We start from the raw sequence: 21,578 nt of genomic DNA on the forward strand, positions 1-21,578 counted from the left end.
ATTCAGATTTCATTCTTCTTTAAGGAATAAATAATAATTAAAATTACAAAAAAAATAATATTTAAATTTATCTATCTAATAAAAAACTGAATTTGATAAATCTCTCACCCCACTTCCTCCGCTGAAAAACCGATTCTTTTGAGTTTGTTGGTGACGTCCTGAGCGGCAACTTCAAGGTTTTTGATATCAAGGATTTTTTCAGGATTGTTGATATCAACCTGCCAGTTTCCTGCACCTACGAGTCCGTCAAGCGTGGTTTGTACTTTGGCTACACAGTTATTGCAATTGATATTGGTTTTGAATTTCATGTTTGAAAAAGTATTTTAAAGTTTTTTAAATTTTAATCTGAGGCTGTTGCTCACAACCGACACCGAGCTCATGGCCATGGCTGCACTCGCCAGCATGGGCGACATCAGAAATCCGTTGTAAAAATACAAAATTCCGGCTGCAACAGGTATCGCAAGGGTATTGTAAATAAACGCCCAGAAAAGATTTTGATAAATGGTGCTGGTCGTAAATTTCGACAACCTGATGGCTTTCTTTATGGTTGAAATATCCGTGCCGAGCAGCGTGATGTCTGCCACTTCTTTGGCTGCGTCAGAGCCCTCCCCTATCGCAATCGAAACATCGGCTTCGGCAAGTGCGACTGCATCATTGATACCATCACCCACCATCGCAACCATATCGGCGTTTTCTTTCAGTTTTTGTACATATTCTCCTTTCTGGTCGGGCAAAACTTCGCCTTCAGCCTGATCTATGCCCAGAGTTTTCGCTAAGTCTTTTACCACCAAATGTTTATCACCCGACAACAGATGAAGTTTGATTCCCATTCTTTGCAAGGCGGTGATGTCGGCTTTTACATTGGTTTTGAGCGTGTCGCCCACTTCAAATTCCGCAATGAGCGTATTATTTTTTGCAAAATATATTATTGAGGCATTAGATTTTTCAGTGATTTCTACACCATTTTCCAGCATAAACTGCTCATTTCCTGCCCAATAACTATTTCCTTCAAAAGTAGCTTTTATCCCTTTTCCACTTATGTTTTCTACTTGTTCAATATTGATTTCTTTTTCTTCAGGAAAATGCCCGGCTATGGCTTTGGCCATGGGATGGGTAGAGTTTCTTTCTATGTTAACCAGGATTTTTCGGTATATATCTGCCGAATCATACCATTTTTCAGTAATAATATCGGGTTTCCCCTTAGTGAGTGTTCCGGTTTTATCCAACACCAAATCGGTGATTTTCCCGGCTTTTTCCAATGACTCGGCGTTTTTGATTAAAATTCCATTAGCAGCACCTTTGCCAATTCCCACCATCAAAGCCGTAGGAGTAGCGAGGCCCATGGCACAAGGACAAGCGACCACAAGCACCGTGATAAACGAAAGCAGGGCCAGATCAAAATTATGAAAGACAAAATTCCAGACCAGAAAACTAAGAATAGAAATGCTGATTACCACTGGCACAAATATCCTGGAGACCTGATCTACCTTTTTCTGAACGGGTGCTTTTGAGGAAAGTGCTTCTTCAACTTTCTTGATTATTTGTGATAAATAGGTTTCAGTGAATATTTTCTCCACGCTAAACTCCAAAACTCCCTCCTGATTGAGTGTACCTGCAAATAACTTGTCACCCTTTTGCTTGAGATTGGGCAGTGGCTCACCGTTGATCATGCTTTCTGACACATGTGAATACCCGGAAATTACCACCCCATCCAGTGGAATCTTTTCACCTGCCAATACCCTCAAAATCTGTCCCTTAGCTATATCCTCTACATTTCCAGTGGATTCTTTTCCATCCTGAATTATCCTCACAGACCTGGAGTTGAGTTCCATCAGTTTTTTGATGGCGTCTGAGGCTCGGTTTTTGGCTGAATCTTCCAGATATTTTCCCAAAAGAACAAAAAACACGACGATTCCTGCAGATTCAAAATATACCTGTGAATGCCCATGGTGCCCAAAAGAATGAGGAAATAACATGGTGAAAACACTAAACAGATATGCCACACCGGTGCTGAGAGCCACCAGGGTGTCCATATTGGTATCTTTTACCAAAAGTTTTTCCAGGCATTGATAAAAAAATGACGGCCAAAATAAAACACTAACGGCGTAGCTAAAATCAAGGAAACCAGTGGCATGTATTGCCAATCCATAAAAAACATACCCAATACAAACAGCGGAACAGCAAAAAATGCTGAGAGATAAAGTTCTTTTTTCTGGTTTTCAAACTTCTGATTTTGAGCCTTTTCGAAATCAAAACTTTTCTCGAGAATCAAATCAAAACCTATTTCCTGTAATCTTTCCTTAAATATCTGTGGAGAAGTTAGTTGGGGCAAATAGGTCACGGAAGCAGAATGATTGGCATAGTTGGCCGAAGAATTCACCACGCCATCGACATATTTCAGGACAGTCTCGGCACTGTTGGCACAAGCAGCACAGCTGTAGTTGAGTACTTTGAAAGTCTGAGAAACCAAATTGAGCTTTACTTTTTGGGCCAATAAGTTTTGAACTATTTCCGGCAGGATTTCAGAAAGGTCATCAGATTTTACGGTCAAGCCGGCCTTGTGCCATTCGATTTGATCTTTGGTATTGTATTGGGTGCTTTTGAGTATAGAAAGTTTTGAATCGGCAAGCGGCTCTTCAAAATCTATTTGGTATGTTTCCATTTATTTCAGAAAAAACAGGAAAATAAGGTCCAACTTATTCACAGTTTATGAGCCCATTTGCCAGCAAAAGTGGCAGGAAAACATACAATGTGAGGCCTTTTATCAAGAAAAAGAAAAAACCTGCCCAACCGAGCTTTTTTATATAGGATAATATTTTCTCTTTTCTATTTTCCATTATAAAACTAAAACCAAAAAACAGGCTGTTTCAGTTCGATTTTACTTTCTTTTTCCTGATATTATTGGTAACCCATTTATTTAATACCCGACTGACCACTGCCGACCCCGCACCCAATACTGCCCCGGCGAGCACATCGGAGGGATAATGAACTCCCAAATGTAGCCTCGAATACCCAACAGTACCTGCATAAAGATAAGATGGAACAATTACGTACCATTTGGGATAGCTCAATGACAGGCTGGTTGCTGTGGCAAATGAAACCGAGGTAGCACCGCTCGGAAATGAGGCGTCATTTTCGACTGCAAAATTCTGAATGTCCTTGTAATCTTCATAGGGTCGGGCACGGTTGATGCTCTTTTTTAAAACATAACCGACCCCATATGCACCCAATACCGAAAGAGCAGCATTGAAGCCTTCTTTTTCAAAGCTGCATCATTTTTTATAAAACCGGCAGACAACATCACGACCGGCACTCCTACCGCTACATAATCAGCTGATTGGTTTATAAATTGCAGCTCATTATCAAATTGTTTGTATCGATTGAGGTTAATTTTCCTGAGCAATTCAATATCCAAATCCTGAGCTGAAAGCTGGTTCACAAGTCCAAAACCGGACAGGAGTAATATTTTCAGGAATTTTTCCAAATTATAAAAATCCTTCTTTTTTCATGGAATCAATCAATTGCTGGCGTAATCCATCGGTGGCTTTTACCAAAGGTAATCGTACCCTTCCGTCACAAATTCCTCGGATTTCACACACCATTTTGATACCCACAGGATTAGATTCAACATAAAGCAACGTATCGAAATCATGGAAACGGTTCTGAATCTTAGTGGCTGTTTTGAAGTCACCATTAAGTGCCGCGTGAGTCATTTCAGCAAATTCTTTCGGAAAACCATTGGCTATAACCGAAATAACTCCCTGAAAACCAAGACTAATCTGAGGAGAAACGAGGTTGTCGTCACCGGAAAGCAGAATAAAATTCTCAGGCATTTTTTTGGTAAGCTCCAGAGCCATCTCCATGCTGCATGAGGCATCTTTCAGACCGATGATATTGGGATGTTTGGCCAACTCAACAGCAGTAGGAACTTGAATAGTTGCCACTGTACGACCCGGCACATTGTATAAAATCACAGGAAGCGGAGAGGCATCAGCAATGGCCTGAAAATGAGCCGTGATACCCGCCTGTGAAGGTTTATTGTAATAAGGACACACCGACAAAACAGCCTCCACACCACTCAAATCGGTGGTTTTTAGCTTATGAATAACATCGGCGGTATTGTTGGACCCCACGCCATATACGATCGGGAGATTCCAGCGATTGTTCTTTTTGACAAAGTCTAAAAGTGCAAGTTTTTCTTCGTTGGTAGTGGTAGCTGACTCGCCGGTGGTACCATTCACTACAAAGTAATCGGTGCCATTTTCAGCATTGAATTCCATCAGTTTTAACAGGCCGGCAAAATCAATGTTATTGTTTTCATCAAAAGGAGTAATCAGAGCTACCCCAACTCCCCTAAGGCGGTGTTCCATTGTTATATTTTTTTTACAAAATTAACGATTTTTTTAAAACCAATAGGAAGTTTGAGCAATATGGTACTTATTAAATTCCTATTTATTGAAACATTTAAATATATTTGTCCGAAAGCAATTATTTTGCATCCAAACCCAAAACCTAAAAATGCCAGATCCTCTGAAAATCCTGATTGTGGAAGACCATAAAATTTTGTGCGAAAGCCTGGCATTATTGGTAGGCACAATTAATGGTGTAGAGGTAATAGGAAAAACTGCCAACGGAAGAGATGCTTTGCTATTTTTGGAAAAACAGATTCCTGATATCATCATGACTGACATTGGTATGCCAATCATGAACGGAATTGAGTTGACTATCAAAGTAAAGACGCAATATCCATCCATAAAAATTTTGGTTTTATCTGTATCAGAAGAAGGCGAAACCATCAAAGATGCCTTGCGGGCCGGAGCGATGGGCTATATTTTTAAAAGTGCCGAAAAAGAAGAATTAGAAGCAGCGATTTTTAATTTGGCTAAAGGAAAACGCTACTACAATGATCTGGCAATGGATAAATTGGCAGAAATTCAGAACGAAGAAATGGCTGAAGAACTGCCTAAAGTAGAGCTTTCGCAAAGAGAAATAGAGGTTTTGAAACTTATTGTGGCTGAAATGTCAGGAACTGAAATTGCAGAAAAACTTTTCATTAGCCCGAGTACCGTAGAAACTCACCGGAAACATTTGTTCCAAAAAATCGGCGTAAATTCATCAGTTGGGCTCGTGAAATTTGCCATAAAGTTTGGAATTATATAAAAATCCTCAAATTTGGGGATTGATTTAAGAATTAAAACGATTGAATTTTACATCAAAAAAAAAATATCACCATGAGTAAAGAAACTGTTTTTTTAAGATTCAAAGGAGAGATTTACCATAGCCCAAATGATAATTTTATTACCATTTTTTTGGCAAATCCCAAACCGCTTTTAAAACCAAAGGAGTATAAAATTCCAAAAAGTGCTGTTTTGTTTTATGTACCAGGCAAAAAATCAACTGAAGATGAAATACTCATTTCCTTATCAGATGAGGATTATAAAGCATTAAAAATGCCTAAATTTAAAAATTTCAGAGTTGGTTCGAAAGGAACTGAAGGCCTTCCTCCAAAAGTCATAGGGGTACCTCCAAAACTTGAATACTTTGTCGAGGGATTTGAGGTACGTTCAAATCACTAAGGATAATCTAAAAAGAATTATTTTTTTTAGCATTTTATATTGGGACTGAAACAAAAACTTCAGTCCCTTTTTGATATTCGCTATTGAAATTAACATTACCATTCAATGCTTTAACGCGATTCTGAATATTGGTTAATCCTTGACTATTTTTTTCAGTTTTTCTAAATCCAACCCCATCATCTTTGATGTTTAAAACTGCAGCTATCTGTGTGTATTTCAGCTCAATTGTAACATTTTTTGCCTCCGAATGTTTGATTACATTATTGATCAATTCAAAAAAAATACTATATAAATTAAACTCTATTTTTGAGTCAATTCTTTCAGAAGTTTGATTTAAGAATTCGAAATTGATAATTCCATTTAGATTAAGTTTCTTAACCAAATTTTCAATCGTTACCGCCAGTCCCATTTTCTCGAGTTCACCAGGCAAAATATTATGTGAAATATTTCTAACTTCGGTATAAGCATCAGCTAGCATTGACTTCAATCCTCCGTAAATTTTCTTTTCAGCATCACTATAATTCCGAGTATCTAAGGCTCCTAAATTCATCTTCAATGCTGACAGTAAGCTACTTAAATTATCATGCAGCTCGCTAGCAACGCGTTTCCTTTCTATATTTTGACCTTTAAAAAGTGCCTGACTTATTTCTTCATTTTTTCGAATCAAATCCGCATTTGCTTGCATAAGTTCCTGCGTTCGAACCTTCACTTTATCATCTAGTACGGAATTTAGTTTTTTAAGTTGCCAACGATTATAAAATAAAAACGCCGCTATTAAAAGAATAATAACTGTAATACCGATAATAAAACTTCTGTTTTTTTGGAGGATTAAATTTTCATTTGTCTTTTTCAAAATCTCAACATTTTGACTTGAAATTTTGGTTTCTTTTTTACTGATATCATATTCATATTGAAGAGATTGGATTCTTTTATCAAATTCATATTTATTCAAACTATCGTTTAAAGAAATGTATTTTTCGAAAGCGGCAAGTGCCTTTTCTTTCTGACCAAGTGCACTATAATTTTTGTATAACCAATAATTTCCATTTGATATTACTCTTTCTGAATTACTCAATTTGCCATTTTTTATTCCATCCGAGGCAAATTTATTAGACTTGTTAAAATCTCCGGTTGAATGGTACAATTCAGCCAAGTCAACATTTAAATTTCCTAATGAATAGTAAGAATTTTCTGATTTATGAAGGGCAAAACTCTTCTCGAATAACTGTAAAGCCTCTTTTGTTTTTTTCTGTAAGCTTAATGACAATGCTAAATTATGATACGCAACACCCAAAGTATGTTTATCATTCATTTTAATGGCAATCGGCAGGGCTTTCTTGTAATAAGCTTCCGCTTCAATGTATCTTTTTTGCTCTTTATATAGATTTCCAAGTTGATTCAAATTTGCCAATTGTTCATATTCATCACCATTTTTTATAGCATCGAGGTAAGAAGATTTCAATAAAGACTCCGCCATTGGGTATTGACCCAAACTCATGTAAGATTCACCTAAAAGCCTCTTTATTAAATATGCAAATGCTTGTTTCTTTTCTCGCTCAGCAAGCATAAGTGCCTTATAATTAATATCAATTGACTTAAAGTATAAACCTTTTTTAGTATAAGCAAATGCCAAATTATTCAAAGTACCAATCTCGCTTTCTATCCACTTATTTCTTTTGCTGATAAAAATAGATTTTTCAATAAAATAAATGCTTGAATCTATATTGTTTTTGAAATAATACGGAATAAAAAAAGTAGCATTAGTAGTAAAAAAAGTGGTGTCATTCTTTTCAATCTCTGGCAACTTTGCCCTCAGACTATCAATAGTTTTTTTTGACTGTGCTTGTATTTGGCCATTCAAAGTGGTAATTAATAAAAGCAAGAAAATTAATGTTTTCATTTATTCCAATTTAATAGTCAGGGTAAAACTCTATTTCAAAATATCCCCAAATCATAGGATACCAAATCCTCAATAAGAAGGATTTTCTACGATTTAAAGCTTCTGCAATTTTGTAATATTATTTCGATAACAAAACAAAATCTTTTTAAATCATGAAAACGTTAAGAATTTTAAGTATCATATTTCTCATTTCAGCTTCAACATTTGCACAAAATCCTGCTGTTTTTCAGTCTAATAAAAACATTTTAAAAGCAACTGGAACTGCCTCATCAAAACAAGAGAAAATCAATTTGGAAAACATAGACGAATGGCTTTGCCCAAGCAGATTGGAACGTGGCGACAGAGAATTTGGAGGCCATGGGCCAAAAGTAAAATCTGAAGTGAAACTAAGATTGGCCAACAATGGCACCGAAGTATGGGCAGATATCACTTTTTCGGCAATAGAGACGGTGCAAGATTTCAGTACTACTTCAGGGAAATGGTCAAAGAAAGTGTTTGATGTACCTTATGGCAAGAAAATCATGGCTATAAATTCTGACATGGCCTCAAGAACCCAATTCATTAGCCCAGCGGCTGGATTTCAGTTTTTATTGCCAGGCCAAGACGTTGCCAATGCATTCCATACTTTTCTGGACGGTGTAGATATCGAAAAAAAGATATTTGAGATGCATGGCATCAAAAGAGAAGACAGAGCTGCTCTAAAAAACCTGATCAATACCGCCATTAATAATGGAAATACTGTAATAAAAGTTCCGGCTACTGAAGGTACGCTTGTGAAATTCTTCCATATAGTAGGCGACACTGGCGGTGATGATATCAGCGATGACAACAACTGCAACGACGACACCCGAATTGTGAAAATTGAGTTTTTCCCTGTAACGGTAACTTACTCAAATCGATAAAATCTTCCTAAAACTCTGATTTTCAGTCAAAAATGACAGATATCTGTCATTTCAGGATTGAAAAGTAAATCTGAGTTTTGTTAAAAAATTAAACTTTATTAAACATGAAAAAGATCTTACTCACATTAACACTTTTCATTTTTGCTTTTTCAATTAAGGCCCAGCAGGCCGTTGAATTAGACTCCAAAAGTGTCAAAATACCTAGGTACGCCAATTTGGCATTAATTACCTCAACAATTACATCTCCAACACAAGGTATGATGGTATATAACATAGGAACATCATCCAACTGGATTTATAATGGAACCGCATGGGTAAATACCAATGGCTCGGCAAATGCATGGAATTTGACAGGAAATGCGGGAACAAATCCTACTAGTAATTTCTTAGGAACTACTGATTTACAGCCAATGAAGATAAAAGTAAATAATTTACCCTTTGGTGGAATATTTCCAAGTACTGGAGCAAATAAAGGTTCAGATATTCTTATTGGACAAAATGCTGGAAATACTTTGACGCAGTCCAAAGGAAGTCATATAGGAATTGGCTCAGGGGCATTGAAAAATGCAATTGATATTAATGGTGGTGCAATTGCAATTGGAGATTCCTCTTTAATGTCATTAGGAGCAGGAATATTTAATCCTGACCATGGAAAATTTAACGTTGCTGTTGGGCAAAATTCAATGCAGAATACGACTATTGGTTTAGCAAATGTTGGAATAGGATACCAAACCTTAAAACAAAATATTAATGGGTCTGATAATGTAGGAATAGGTTTTAGATCATTATATAGCAACACGTTTGGATGGCACAATACTGCAATGGGGGATTTAGCGATGTTCGGCAATCAATCTGGATATAATAATGTAGGAATTGGGGGACATGTTTTAGAATATAGTGCTGATGGACATGGAAATACTGGAATTGGAAGCCACAGTATGCAACAAAACCAAGGAAATGATAATACCGCGGTTGGACAATTTGCTTTGAATCTAAATCAATCAGGAAACAATAATGTAGCAGTAGGAAGCAAAGCACTTTACAGAAATAACGGTCGCAGCTTTTTAGTAGCAATTGGTGATTCCTCTCTAGCAAACAATACAGTTGGAGCAACATTACCCGAACATGGAAGAGGAAATACAGCCGTAGGTAGCAAATCTATGTACGCAAATACAATTGGATTAGATAACACGGCTGTTGGTTTTGAAGCTATGAAATTAAATATAAATGGGAGTGATAATGCGGCTTTTGGCATGGGTGCCCTTTCTAATAATATTTCAGGTGGACATAATTCTGCTTTTGGAGATCAAGCAATGGGAGGCAGTCAGGGAAACAATAATACTGCTATTGGTGCACATGCTTTAAATTTTACTAGTGGAAATGACAATACAGCAATCGGACTTTGGGCACTTTACTACAATGGAGGTGGAAATAATAATGTTGCAATTGGTACTAAATCAATGACAAGGAACCAAAATGGACGCAGTTTTTTAGTTGCGATTGGAGACTCTACCTTAGCAAATAATGGGAAAAATGCAATTTCACCTGAACAAGGAACTGCAAATACGGCAGTCGGCAGCAAAGTTTTGTATGCCAATACATTAGGTTGGGGAAATACAGCTGTTGGCTTTGAATCATTAAAGTCTAATACAATCGGTATTGCGAATACTAGTGTAGGATCTAAGGCTTTAGCAAATCATATTTCTGGAAATGAAAATACAGCAGTTGGTTGGGAAGCTTTAACCTCTGACCAAACAGGAAATGGAAATACAGCTTTAGGTCATGGATCTCTAAATTCACTAAATGGAGGATATTTTAATACTGCATTAGGAAAGGCCTCTTTAAACAATAACATATTAGGCTTTAATAACGTTGCTGTTGGCTTCCAATCACTTGTCAATAATAAAGGAAATCAAAATGTAGGACTAGGGGTAAATGCTGGTCAATATAACATAAATGGAGCAGGGAATGTGTTTATTGGAGATAATTCAGGAGCTAACGAACTCGGATCTAATAAATTATATATTGAAAATACTACAGCAAACCAAAATAACGCTCTAATTTATGGAGATTTTGCAGCTGACAGCCTTAGAATAAATGGAAAAGCTAGCGTAAAAAACAATGCTATAATACTGGGATATACAAAACTGGGTGGCTACGAAGCAAGTGTTCCTTCTGTAAAAATGAAAAAACTGACAGGCACCTCAGCATCATCACAAGGTGGAAACGTTAGTATCCCGCATGGACTTACTCCCTCAAAAATTCTTTCTATTAATGTAATGGTAAGATACAATGGTGCCAATGCAGATGCTTGGATAGGTAATGGATATACTGGTTCGACTGGATATGAATTTTCATATCAATATGATGGTGGAAATGTTTTTATAGTAAATACAACGGGAAATAGTGCAAATATTTTAAGTAAAGACATTAAAATCCTTATTACCTACGAAGAATAAAAGCATGGAAACAATAAAATACATCGAAAACTGCCCGCAAGTACATGTGGGCAGTCGCAAATATCTCGCTCCAAATGAGATTTTGCATTTGGAATCGGATTTGAATTATACACAAATTATTTTGGCCAATGGCAAGAAAATATTGAGTTCTACTACGCTCAAAATCATTGAAAATAGGCTTTTGCCATTCAAAAATTTTGTTAGAATCAATCGCCAGAGTATTGTAAATATAGACTTGGTAGGAAGAATAGAAAATCAGACCCTATTTCTTCCTGGGGAAAGAAAAATTGTCTTTTCGAGAAGAAGAGAAAAAGCTTGGAAAAAAAGCTGGATTTAAAAAAAGCTTGCACATTAAAAAATAAAGTTCTTTGACATTTTGGGTATTTCAAATTTGATTTATTTATCAAATCAAATTGTTTCGCCAAACGTAATCTATGAGTTCAGCTGAAGTTTTGGTATTAGTTTTTTGCCTTAGATTTCTCTTGTGATTTTCTACAGTGTGATAAGATAAAAAAAGTTTTTCGGCTATTTCAGGAGAATTTAAGCCTTTAGCCATTAACTGAAGAATTTCTTGCTCTCTTTTGGTGATATTTGGCAAATTGACGCTAACAAGTGAAGTCAAATCTTCGGCGATATGAAAATATTGATTTTGGTTATTTATTTTATCGGTAAGGGTCATCAAAATTGGTCTATTGGAAAAAACCAAATGTGACAAATCAGTGATTAAAACAAAACCAACTGTTGTTCTGTCCTGGGCATTTACATAAAGCTTGGGCATTTGAATCAAAACCCAGCGGTAATCATTTACAGTATTCAACATTCTGGCGTAAATGTTTAGTCTTACTTGAGTTTACCTTTCTACGGGTAATTGTTCAATTTTTTCCACTGCCAATTTGAAAGCGGATAACACATAAAATCTATCATCAGGATGAATATTTTCAACAAAAAAGAGAGTATTGCCTTGAGTCCATTGTTCATGACTAAAAGGAGTGAGTTCTCCAATATTTTTGCTAGCCGCTGTAATCAATAAAGTGGAATTATCGCCTATAAACCAAAAATATGGACCTATGGCATAATTGGAAGCATCCTCTATTTGTTTGCAGAAATATTCCTCAAAATCGCCAATTTCAATTTTATTTTCATTTTTGGCGATTGCATAAAACTCGTCAACTGATAATGGGTCTAGTCTATTCATGAATTCTTAAATGAATTAGGAAATACTAAATTAAATTAAATTAAATTATTACGCCAAACAAAATCTATTAATTCAGCTGTTGTTTTAGTGTTTGTTTTTCTTCTTAAGTTTCGTTTATGGTTTTCAATAGTGTGATATGACAAAAACAAGTTTTCGGCAATTTGAGGAGAATTTAGTCCTCTTACCATAAGCTGGAGTATTTCTAATTCTCTTTTAGAGATTTGTGGAATGTCAAGTGAAATGAACTTTTTATTGTCAACTTGGGTAGCAAAAAAGATGCTTTTTTTATTTGAAGCATCAATCAAAGTAAGCATCCTTGAGAAATTCTTCGGAAAATGAGATAAATCGGTGACTAAAATAAGTGTACTAATTACTTTACCATTTTCATTAAACAGTCGCTTCGGAAACTGCATCAGCACCCACCTGAAGTTTTTGTCTTTATCCAACATTCTAAGGTAAATATTCATTTGAACCAACTCAGCTTTTTCTAAAGGCAAACTTTCTTGCAACTCAATCGAAAGTGCCAAAGAAGAAGCCACAAACTCTCTGTCCTCTGGATGCATAGTCTCAAACCAAAAAAATACATCTTTATTTATCCATTCTTCACATCTGTATGGAGTCAAATCTTGAGTGTTTGGACTTGCCGCCACTATAGTCATATTTGATTGGTCAGGAATTAGCCAATAATAAGGACCAATGGCAAAATTGCTGATGGTTTCAATTGTAGGTTTTAGTTCCTCTTCAAATTTTTTAACATCTAATTTTTCGTCTCTTAAAAACTTTTGGTTGATTTCGGGAATTGATATGGGGTTTAATTTCATGGATATTGGTTAATTATTCTTTTTAGTTTTTTGATGATTATTAGTAAAAATAAATAAAAAATGACAGATATCTGTCATTTCACAACAAAAACCAAAATCCGAACTTTGAAGATTGATTGAATGAAAACCGCTAACCATTAATATCCTCAATTTTAAGGATAAGAAATACCCAAATTGTAGGATTTCAAACCATTCAATAAAATAAAAACTTTGTATTTAATTTTTTATCTCCCAAAAAACTTATGAAAAATTTCGTCAAAATTTTAATTTTCAGCCTTTTGGCTATTAACACCTACGCCCAACAAGCTGCTACTGAGATTGATTCTAAGAGTGTGAAACTGCCGAGGTATGCAGATCAAGCGGCTATTGAGTTAGCCATTCCTATACCACAAAGGCAGCAGGGCATGATGGTGTATAATATCGGTACGGCTTCTAATTGGTATTATAATGGTACGGCTTGGACAAATAATAATTCAACACCATATCCTTTAATAGTTACCGGAACTACCATAGGGACCACTGGAAATACCTCAATAACTGGGGAAAGTATAGTCACATACCCTCCAATTTATAGCGGGCCTGATGTACCGGGTGGAACTGGAGTGCATGGGATTTCAGATGGAGGAATTTATGGAATAGGGGTACGAGGTCAGGGGAATGGCCCATTTCATGTTGGTGTTTTAGGTTTGTCAAATTATAGAGGAGTACAAGGTGGAAGCACTTCAGGAATTGGTGTATATGGCAATTCATCAAATGGAATATCAGGTAAATTTGAAATAGATAATTTCACGAACTCAAGTGATGCACTTCATGCCATTACTACTGGAACTGGCAAAGCCGGCCTTTTTGAAATAAATAATGCTTTAAATAGTAATCATGCATTAATAGTGAACAAAAATGGTTTAGGAAGAAGTGGATGGTTTCAGTCAACTAATTCATTAAATAATGCTGCTTCTTTGATAGGTGAAAATTATGGCTTAGGTCAAGGAGTATATGGAACTAATTTTGGCACAGGAAAAGCTGGAGTTTTTGAAATCAATAATACTTCAAATGCTAATTTTGCCTTAGAAGCTCGAACTAATGGTTTGGGTAGGGCAGGATATTTTGTAAGCAGTAATACCACAAATAACTCAGAGGCTTTGTTTACAACACAATTTGGTTTAGGAAAGGGAGGTTTTTTTGAAATTTATAATGGTTCAAATAATAACCCAGGGCTTCATTCACTTACAAATGGTACTGGCAAGGCTGGAGTTTTTGAAATAAACAATACTTCAAATAATAATATTGCCCTTCATGCTTTTACTAACGGCGGTGGTGATTCATTTTATAGCTATACTGGTGGTCTGGGCAGGGCAGGTATTTTTCAAATTGACAATGCTTCAAATAGTAATAATGCTTTATTGGGTGCAAGTAATGGTACAGGACAAGCAATATATGCAACTATGAGTGGAACCGGTAAAGCTGGGGTTTTTCAAATAAACAATACTTCAAATAATAGTATTGCCCTTCATGCTTTTACTAATGGTGGTGGAGATTCTTTTTATAGCTATACTGGTGGTTTGGGCAGGGCAGGTATTTTTCAAATTGACAATGCTTCAAATTCTGCGAATGCACTTTCTTCGACAACCAACGGCACAGGCAAAGCTGCCTACTTTCAAGGCACAAATGCACTCGAAACCGACGGAACAATTAAATTTGGAGGCTCTGGTGTAGGTTCGCCTACCGCAGGAAAAGTGCTGACTTCTACTGACGGACTAGGAAATGCCACTTGGCAGGCAATTCCAGCTGTCGCTGCACCTTTGAATTTAACTTCTACCACAACAACTTTTTCTTCAACCGCTACTGGTGCAAGTGGATATGCAGGTAGTTTTCAAAATACTCATTCCTCAAACCCTAATCCTGCTTTAGAAGGGGTAACCTTTGGACCAAGTAATGGAGTTCGCGGAATTTCTTATAATGGTGTTGCTGGTCTTTTTAGTAATTCTAATTACAATGTTATCGGAGGCAATTCAGCTTTAATTGGCCACAGCAATTCTAATGATTATAAGTCAATTTATGGAATTTCAGAAGGTAACAATGGACAAGCTGGTGTTTTTCAAATCCAAAATGGCACCAATACAAATGCCGCTTTAGAAAGTTCAACCAACGGACCAGGTAAAGCCGCCTATTTTCACGGTATCAATGCCCTAGAAACAGATGGTACTATTAAATTTGGTGGCTCTGGGGTAGGAACTCCAGCAGCAGGAAAGGTACTTACAGCTACTGATGGGCTTGGAAACGCAACATGGCAAGCAATTCCTGCAGTTACTGCACCTTTAAATTTAACTTCTACCGTTACAACTTTACAATCAATTGCTACTGGTGCAAGTGGATTTGCTGGCGATTTTCAAATCACTAATACCTCAAATGCTGCAAATGCCCTTTCTTCAACTACAACTGGCACAGGTAAAGCAGCCTACTTTCAAGGTACCAATGCCCTTGAAACTAATGGAACTATAAAATTTGGAGGAGCTGGCGTGGGTACAATTGCTGCTGGGAAAGTTTTAACTTCTGATGCAGTTGGGAATGCAACTTGGCAAGTTATTCCACCTGTTACTGCTCCACTAAATTTAACTTCTACAACTACCACTATGTCATCTTCAGCAACTGGAACAAGCGGAAATGCTAGTAATTTTAATATTACGAATGTCTCAAATGCCTCAAATGGTATTTCTGTTTCTACAGCAGGCACAGGTAAAGCAATAGATGCAACAAATAATTCAAGTACAAATCCCACAATCACCGCAGTTAATAATACCAATTTGGGTAATGCCCTTGATATTACGGGAGGAATAAAGGTTTCAGGCACAAATAAAGCCGCTTTTAAAATCACTTCTTTAACGGGAACTAATATTACAGGCAATTATTTGAAAATTCCAAATACTACATTTGCAAATAACGAAAATGACATTATAATAGTTACACACAATTATAGCCCTAACAATACATATTTAAATAAATCTTTTGGAGTGTATTGGGCATCAGTAGATGGTACTTGGAGAATCTATTTAGAAGATCTTTCCTCTATGCCAAACAATATCACTTTTAATGTATTAGTAATCAAGCAATAAAATCAAAATTTATACCCATGAAAACATCAAATTTATTTATCCTTTCGGCACTTTGTATTGCCATTTTTGCCTGCTCAAGTAAAGAAGAGGCTTCCGTTCAGCCTCAGACAGCACTTGAAAAAGCCACCTCAAATGAGCGGAATCTTCGTCCAGCTGGCGGTGAGAAACCTGATTTAAAAGTATTTCCTTTTTTTGTAAGTGGAACTGTTACGCTGGCTTCGGGTCTTTACAAAATTCCTATCTCGCTAAAAGAATTAAATATAGGCACTGCCAATGACACAGGAGCTTTTGCTGATTCTTTGAAAGTATATCAGAAAGTACCTTCTTCTCTCGTCGGTTTTTACACCTATAGATTGGTGCAAACTTATGTACGAACGGCCCACATACCGATGGGGACCTCTTGGTTTTTGAATGCCCAAGTGAATTTTCCTGCCAAATGGCGTCCTGCCAGTGGGAAAATCCACCTTGTTATCAGAGCTGATGCTGTTAATAATATTGCCGAACTCGACGAAACGAATAACTATTCTGACACCATTTGGAATATTTATTTGCCTTAATCTAATATTTAAACCAGTAAAAAGTGAATTAATTGATAAAATACCCAATCTTCTTAACCCTCATAAAGAATTAAAAGTCCTATAATTAATCGAATTTATTGAATAAATATAACACCATGAAAAAACTAACAGTACTCACGCTAATTTTAAGTCTGTCCGTATTCGGCATCCGATGCAAAAATCTGGTGGAGATGTTGTCCCAGAGGAAAAAAGTATCACCATTGGACAAAACCGCCTTTTTGAACCCGATCAAGGAACGGTCAGTAATGTCGTAAAACAAGCCAACACCGCTGAAGTGCCTTTGGAAACCATGACTAAAAGCTACGAAAGTTTTGACAAAGCCACGTGTCAAATGACCTTTAAAAGTGGAGCAAGCGAACTGAAGTCACTAAAAACAGGCTCCGTGGTTTTATTTACAGGTCATTCGCTTAAAAAATAAGTAGTGTCACAGAATCGGGTGGTAAAATAATTGTAAAAACTACCTCAGCCAAATTTGTAGATTACTATAAATCGGCCAAGATAGATTACAAAACTGCCTTTCAATGGAACAGTTCGGTGCTAAGCTCTTCTATAATAGACATCAACAATGAAAAAGGTGCCAGAGTAAAACACATTGAAGGCACACAAGAATGGACTTATAAAGGCGAAATAAGTGGTTGGGAAGTAGAATTAGCTCTAGCACCGGAATCTTCGGGGGATAACCGAAAACTTGGCCTGAATCTGAAAGCAAAAAAAGGGAATCTGGGTGCTATTGAATTCAAAGGTTTTATTTCAAACTTCAACATCGAAAGCCAAATAAATGTTGAAAATAGCCGCATGTCTTCTTACCGAGAAACACACAATGACATAAACGGAGAAATTGAAGCGAAATATGCTTTTTTGTCCATGTCAAATGCGGACGCTGCTTTCGAAATACCCATAAATTTTATGCGTGTGATGGTGGTTCACGGAGTTATTCCAGTGACTTACCGCATAAAATGTGTGCTCAAAGTCTATCCCGAAATTTCGGCCAACAGTACTTGTCAGGCAAACCTAAAACTTGCGTATTCGGGAACGAATGGTTTTTCCTATGAAAATAACAGCCTGACTCCAAGAGCCACTATGGCCAACTTTAATCCATCAATTGTTGGTGAAACAGGTTCAGCCTCAACAGGGATTGTTGGCGTTGGTGTAGGCCTAGAATTTCCAAGATTCGAAATCGGCATTTTTGACACAGTTGTTGTTCCATATTTCTTGACCAATACAAGTGTTGTAAGTTACTTCGAAAGCGGTTTGCCTTTTATGCCAGGCCCATGCAACAGCACCAGAATAACCCTCAAAGCCGAAACTGGCTACAATTTCAGTTTCTTGGGACTTACGACCTCAGGTTCATTGAAACTTTTTGAAAAAATGCAGGAATACAAAACTCCGGGTTCAAAATGCCCGACATCAAGTATTTCCTTTTTTGAAAATGCTTTTTTGTTACCAAAGAGTTTGTAATAAGATTTGTTAATTGTTGAATGAAATCAAAAACTTTTTTTAAAATTCTATTGAATACCGCTTATTAAAATATTAAAAAAAAGCATTGAAATAATAGAAATAATAATTTGATTTGAAGAAAAAACTATGAAAATAATTCGTAAATTAATCATTATAAATTGCTTATATTTAAGTGTTTCGGCACAAATTACCCTTGTAAAGGACATTAACCCAAATGCCTTTTCTTCCAATCTCAATGGACAATACAATCGTCTAGTAAAAATGGGCAACCACGTTTATTTTGGTGCATTAGAAAACAACAAAAGCGGACTTTTCAAAACCGATGGTACGACAGTCGGAACAATGCGAGTAACGGATCCCAATGAGAATATTTTTGTAAAAGAACCAACAAGTTCTGGTACATTAATTGGTTGGAGTGGTCCAAATCCCTTTGATGCAGGAGAGTATCCTTGGTCAAGTAATGGTATCACTTCTGGAACGGCTGGCACCAATACATTTGTTCAAACACTCTATCCTTTCAATGGGGAAATATTTTATTCGGGCTCTACATTTGATGAAGGATTTGAACTTTGGAAAATAAATACAGCCGGTACAGCCGAAATGGTTAAAAATATACCAGGAGTAGGAGTTAACAACACCATTTCACCTTCAAAATTTGTTGCTCACTCTGATGGATTCCTGTATTTTTTAGGTTGGGCAAACAACGCCCCTTGTGCTCTTTGGAAAACCGATGGAACCACCGCGGGCACTTCAAAAGTAAAAGACATGCCTTATTGTACGCAATTATTTTCAGCAGGTTCTAATCTTTTTATTGTCGGCCCAAACGACCCTCCCAATTATTATGGAAGCCATAAACTTTGGGTTTCAGATGGCACAAATGCAGGGACAGTTGTAATCAAGGACTTTAATCCTGCCGGCTTTCCTGTTTCAAGCAATTATTACACCTTTAATAATCACCTGTTTTTTAGTTTGGACGATGAAATAAACGGAACAGAACTTTGGGTGTCTAATGGGACCACACTTGGTACGCAAATGGTACAAAACTTAAATCCAGGTGCTGGCTCCAGCTTTGCAACGCCACTTGGTCATGCAGGCAATTTTATGTATTTGGCTGCAAATAATGGGCTAGATGGACCAGCCTTGTATAAAGTGGCCGCCGATCCAATAAATATCATTGGAGGTATTGGCCAATATGAAATAACTCTTGTTAAAGACATAAACACCATCAGTGACGCCACCAGTTATTTTGACAAAGGCATTGAATTTCAAGGCAAATTTTATTTTCCAGCAGGCGATGGAGTTACAGGAATGGAACTTTGGAGAACTGACGGAACGGCAGTAGGAACTGAACTTTTAGGAGATATAAACCCAACTGATGGCTCATATCCAAGTCGTTTTTGTGTTTTAAATAATAAGCTGCTTTTTGTTGCCTACACTTTTGATTTGGACCATGAGCTGTACAAATACGAAGACCCAACGTTTGTTCCCTGTGCGAACACGGACTCATTTCAAGGGATTGCATCTGATATATTATATGAAGCCAACAGTTCAATTCAATCCATTCATACTATCCCGGTTTTGGCTGGAATTACAATTTATAAAGCCCAGGCGATTACACTTAACCCAGGATTCAGAACCGAACCAGGTGCAAAATTCATGACAATTACAGAAGGTTGTAACTAAAAAACTATAGTTAATCAATGTCATTTTTTAAACACCGGTTTTAAGTCCCTCTCCCTCTGGAGAGGGATTTAGGGTGAGGTTTTAGGGTTAAATTTTTCTTAACCAAATGCCAATAAATCAACAGTCTTTATAAACCAAACAAACTGCATGAGCCTCTAAACCTTCTTTATGGCCCACAAAACCCATGGTTTCGGAGGTGGTGGCTTTAATCGAAACATCTTCCGGATCAATATTGCAGCATTGGGCTATTGCAATTTTCATTTCGGGAATGTATTTTCCAATTTTTGGTTCTTCCAAAATCAATGTGCTGTCAATATTTCCTACTTTGTAGCCCTTCTCTCCTATCATTTCAGTTACCTTTTTTAGAAAAACTTTGCTATCCATGCCTCTCCATTGCGGGTCAGTGTTTTTGAAATGCTTACCAATATCTCCTAATGACAATGCACCCAAAAGTGCATCACAGATGGCGTGAAGCAACACATCGGCATCAGAATGCCCCATTGAACCCACAGAATGAGGAATTTTAATTCCGCCCAAACTCAACTCATAGCCTTCTGCTAATTGGTGCACATCATAACCATGCCCGATACGTATATTCATATTAATACTTTTCTGGTCGTAAAATTAAGCATATTTTTGTGCTTATTATTTTAAAATTAATGATAGAATTCCAACATTTCGAACTAAAAAACGGACTAAAAGTATATGTACATCAGGACAAATCAAGTCCTATAGCTGCTTTTAATATTTGTTATAATGTTGGATCCAGAGACGAAAACCCCGAAAAAACCGGATTTGCCCATCTATTTGAGCATCTTATGTTTGGGGGTTCAAAAAATATCGATTCTTACGATGAGGCTTTGCAAAGAGTAGGTGGCGAAAACAATGCATTTACTTCTCCAGATATCACTAATTATTATATCACACTGCCTGTCAATAACTTAGAAACCGCTTTTTGGCTGGAATCTGACCGCATGTTAAGTTTATCTTTTGACCCGAAAGTTTTGGAAGTACAACGAAATGTGGTAATTGAAGAATTTAAACAGCGGTATCTCAATCAACCATATGGCGATATATGGCTCAAGCTCAGACCCTTGGCATATCAGATTCATCCATATCGTTGGGCTACCATTGGGAAGGAAATCAGTCATATCGAAAATGCGACCATGGAAGATGTGAAAGAATTTTTCTATTTTCACTATTTGCCCAATAACGCCACATTAGTGGTGGGTGGAAATGTTTCTGTTTCTGAAATCGAAAAATTGGCAAATAAATGGTTTGGGGATATTCCTTCTCGGAAAATTCCGAACCGGAATCTACCTGTAGAACCTATTCAGACAGTAGAAAGGAGGTTGGAAACCACCGAAAGAGTTCCTTTAGATGCCATTTACAAAACCTACCATATTCCTGGAAGACACGAAAACGGATATTTTGAAACTGACCTGTTGAGTGATGTTCTCGGCAGAGGTAAATCATCAAGATTAAACCAAATTTTGGTCAAAGAAAAAAAACTTTTCAATAGTATCTCAGCCTACTCAACCGGCTCATTGGATCCTGGATTATTGGTTATCAGCGGACATTTAAACAAGGGTGTTGATATTTCCACAGCAGAAGGTGAAATCGAAGCGATTTTGACTGAAATAAAATCAAATGAAATCTCACTTCTGGAGATGCAAAAAGTAAAAAATCAAGCAAAATCCACCATAGGTTTTGGAGAAGTTGAGCTCCTCAACCGGGTTATGAATATAGCGTTTGCGGCTAATGCCGGCGATGTCAATTATTGTAACCAAGAAATGGAAAAAATTGACAATGTGAGTCAGGAAGATATTTTGAATATGGCACAAAAAGTTTTAAAAACAGAAAACTGCAGTACACTTCTATACAAGGCAGGATAAT

20 protein-coding genes and 1 pseudogene are annotated in these 21,578 nt (G+C 36.8%); 11 read left to right on the forward strand and 10 right to left on the reverse strand.

Annotated elements, in window-relative coordinates:
• Window positions 1–104: 104 nt before the first annotated feature.
• The 5 genes and pseudogenes from IPP61_18490 to IPP61_18510 form a co-directional block, all read right to left on the reverse strand.
• Window positions 105–308 carry a heavy-metal-associated domain-containing protein gene (locus IPP61_18490; protein MBL0327121.1) on the reverse strand — a complete coding sequence of 68 codons (204 nt, stop codon included), beginning with the start codon at window positions 306–308 and terminating at the stop codon, window positions 105–107.
• A gap of 15 nt (window positions 309–323) precedes the next feature.
• Window positions 324–2,051 (reverse strand): cadmium-translocating P-type ATPase, encoded by a 1,728-nt coding sequence (gene cadA, locus IPP61_18495; protein ID MBL0327122.1) that lies wholly within the window; start codon window positions 2,049–2,051, stop codon window positions 324–326.
• Window positions 2,045–2,662 (reverse strand): cation-translocating P-type ATPase, encoded by a 618-nt coding sequence (locus IPP61_18500; protein MBL0327123.1) that lies wholly within the window; start codon window positions 2,660–2,662, stop codon window positions 2,045–2,047. Before IPP61_18500 ends, cadA begins: the two co-directional genes overlap by 7 nt.
• A 205-nt stretch (window positions 2,663–2,867) precedes the next feature.
• A pseudogene (locus IPP61_18505) lies at window positions 2,868–3,472 on the reverse strand (phosphatase PAP2 family protein).
• A 13-nt stretch (window positions 3,473–3,485) separates the two neighbouring features.
• Window positions 3,486–4,370: a 4-hydroxy-tetrahydrodipicolinate synthase gene (locus tag IPP61_18510; protein MBL0327124.1), complete on the reverse strand. Its 885-nt coding sequence runs from the start codon at window positions 4,368–4,370 to the stop codon at window positions 3,486–3,488.
• A 160-nt stretch (window positions 4,371–4,530) separates the two neighbouring features.
• Here IPP61_18510 and IPP61_18515 point away from each other — a divergent pair, with 160 nt between their 5' ends.
• Both IPP61_18515 and IPP61_18520 read left to right on the forward strand, forming a co-directional pair.
• Window positions 4,531–5,160, forward strand: a complete 630-nt coding sequence (locus IPP61_18515; GenBank protein MBL0327125.1) for a response regulator transcription factor — start codon at window positions 4,531–4,533, stop codon at window positions 5,158–5,160.
• A 71-nt stretch (window positions 5,161–5,231) separates the two neighbouring features.
• Entirely contained in the window at window positions 5,232–5,576 is a 345-nt protein-coding gene (locus IPP61_18520) for a hypothetical protein (GenBank protein ID MBL0327126.1), read from the forward strand.
• A 34-nt stretch (window positions 5,577–5,610) separates the two neighbouring features.
• Here the strand turns inward: IPP61_18520 and IPP61_18525 are convergent, their stop codons facing one another.
• Window positions 5,611–7,476, reverse strand: coding sequence for a sensor histidine kinase (locus IPP61_18525; GenBank protein MBL0327127.1), 1,866 nt, complete (start codon window positions 7,474–7,476; stop codon window positions 5,611–5,613).
• A 152-nt stretch (window positions 7,477–7,628) separates the two neighbouring features.
• Here IPP61_18525 and IPP61_18530 point away from each other — a divergent pair, with 152 nt between their 5' ends.
• The 3 genes from IPP61_18530 (at window position 7,629) to IPP61_18540 (ending at window position 11,174) form a co-directional block, all read left to right on the forward strand.
• The gene (locus tag IPP61_18530) at window positions 7,629–8,378 is read left to right on the forward strand and encodes a hypothetical protein (GenBank protein ID MBL0327128.1); all 750 of its coding nucleotides are present in this window, start codon (window positions 7,629–7,631) and stop codon (window positions 8,376–8,378) included.
• Window positions 8,379–8,482: 104 nt separating this feature from the next.
• On the forward strand, window positions 8,483–10,837 hold the full coding sequence (locus IPP61_18535; protein ID MBL0327129.1) for a hypothetical protein: 2,355 nt from the start codon (window positions 8,483–8,485) through the stop codon (window positions 10,835–10,837).
• Between the two features lie 4 nt (window positions 10,838–10,841).
• Window positions 10,842–11,174, forward strand: a complete 333-nt coding sequence (locus IPP61_18540) for a LytTR family transcriptional regulator (GenBank protein MBL0327130.1) — start codon at window positions 10,842–10,844, stop codon at window positions 11,172–11,174.
• Window positions 11,175–11,240: 66 nt separating this feature from the next.
• On the opposite strand, the gene IPP61_18545 is transcribed toward IPP61_18540, so the two are convergent.
• Genes IPP61_18545 through IPP61_18555 form a run of 3 tightly spaced genes read right to left on the reverse strand, consistent with a single transcriptional unit; the run spans window position 11,241 to window position 12,853 of the window.
• Window positions 11,241–11,657 (reverse strand): helix-turn-helix transcriptional regulator, encoded by a 417-nt coding sequence (locus tag IPP61_18545; protein ID MBL0327131.1) that lies wholly within the window; start codon window positions 11,655–11,657, stop codon window positions 11,241–11,243.
• Window positions 11,658–11,687: 30 nt separating this feature from the next.
• Window positions 11,688–12,032, reverse strand: coding sequence for a hypothetical protein (locus tag IPP61_18550; GenBank protein MBL0327132.1), 345 nt, complete (start codon window positions 12,030–12,032; stop codon window positions 11,688–11,690).
• A gap of 35 nt (window positions 12,033–12,067) precedes the next feature.
• Window positions 12,068–12,853 carry a PAS domain-containing protein gene (locus IPP61_18555; protein ID MBL0327133.1) on the reverse strand — a complete coding sequence of 262 codons (786 nt, stop codon included), beginning with the start codon at window positions 12,851–12,853 and terminating at the stop codon, window positions 12,068–12,070.
• Window positions 12,854–13,095: 242 nt separating this feature from the next.
• Here IPP61_18555 and IPP61_18560 point away from each other — a divergent pair, with 242 nt between their 5' ends.
• From IPP61_18560 to IPP61_18580, 5 genes are all read left to right on the forward strand, one after another.
• Window positions 13,096–15,963: a hypothetical protein gene (locus IPP61_18560; protein ID MBL0327134.1), complete on the forward strand. Its 2,868-nt coding sequence runs from the start codon at window positions 13,096–13,098 to the stop codon at window positions 15,961–15,963.
• Between the two features lie 17 nt (window positions 15,964–15,980).
• A complete protein-coding gene (locus IPP61_18565) occupies window positions 15,981–16,520 on the forward strand; it encodes a hypothetical protein (GenBank protein ID MBL0327135.1) in 540 nt (179 codons plus the stop codon).
• A gap of 172 nt (window positions 16,521–16,692) precedes the next feature.
• Window positions 16,693–16,959 carry a hypothetical protein gene (locus tag IPP61_18570; GenBank protein ID MBL0327136.1) on the forward strand — a complete coding sequence of 89 codons (267 nt, stop codon included), beginning with the start codon at window positions 16,693–16,695 and terminating at the stop codon, window positions 16,957–16,959.
• Window positions 16,960–17,075: 116 nt separating this feature from the next.
• Window positions 17,076–17,999, forward strand: coding sequence for a hypothetical protein (locus IPP61_18575; protein MBL0327137.1), 924 nt, complete (start codon window positions 17,076–17,078; stop codon window positions 17,997–17,999).
• A gap of 126 nt (window positions 18,000–18,125) precedes the next feature.
• On the forward strand, window positions 18,126–19,682 hold the full coding sequence (locus IPP61_18580; protein MBL0327138.1) for a hypothetical protein: 1,557 nt from the start codon (window positions 18,126–18,128) through the stop codon (window positions 19,680–19,682).
• A 117-nt stretch (window positions 19,683–19,799) separates the two neighbouring features.
• Here the strand turns inward: IPP61_18580 and IPP61_18585 are convergent, their stop codons facing one another.
• Window positions 19,800–20,282 carry a 2-C-methyl-D-erythritol 2,4-cyclodiphosphate synthase gene (locus IPP61_18585; GenBank protein MBL0327139.1) on the reverse strand — a complete coding sequence of 161 codons (483 nt, stop codon included), beginning with the start codon at window positions 20,280–20,282 and terminating at the stop codon, window positions 19,800–19,802.
• A gap of 59 nt (window positions 20,283–20,341) precedes the next feature.
• Here IPP61_18585 and IPP61_18590 point away from each other — a divergent pair, with 59 nt between their 5' ends.
• Complete coding sequence (locus IPP61_18590; GenBank protein MBL0327140.1) at window positions 20,342–21,577, forward strand: insulinase family protein; 1,236 nt, start codon at window positions 20,342–20,344, stop codon at window positions 21,575–21,577.
• The last annotated feature ends 1 nt before the right edge of the window (window position 21,578 follow it).

The organism is Cytophagaceae bacterium (assembly GCA_016722655.1).
Lineage (GTDB): Bacteria > Bacteroidota > Bacteroidia > Cytophagales > Spirosomataceae > Leadbetterella.